General features: G+C 53.7%; 1 pseudogene. It reads left to right on the top strand.

From position 1 onward, the window contains the following. Window positions 1-255 (top strand): annotated as a pseudogene (locus JW499_RS22160) (IS630 family transposase); the annotation flags it as partial.

The following is a 255-nucleotide window of genomic DNA, read 5'->3' as shown; positions in this document are numbered from 1 at the left end:
GCGCAGCTTCAAAGTCTCGCGAGACCCGAAATTTATCGAGAAGCTGGAAGACATTGTCGGGCTGTATTTGTCCCCGCCAGAGCATGCGCTGGTATTGTGTTGCGATGAAAAAAGTCAGATACAGGCGTTGGACCGCACTCAACCTGGGCTGCCGCTAAAGAAAGGTCGTGCGGCCACGATGACGCACGATTACAAGCGCAATGGCACAACCACCCTATTTGCCGCACTCAACGTGCTCGATGGCAAAGTGATTGC

The sequence above is a fragment of the Amphritea pacifica genome (assembly GCF_016924145.1).
Taxonomy (GTDB): domain Bacteria; phylum Pseudomonadota; class Gammaproteobacteria; order Pseudomonadales; family Balneatricaceae; genus Amphritea; species Amphritea pacifica.
This window is presented reverse-complemented; position numbering and strand designations above follow the sequence as displayed.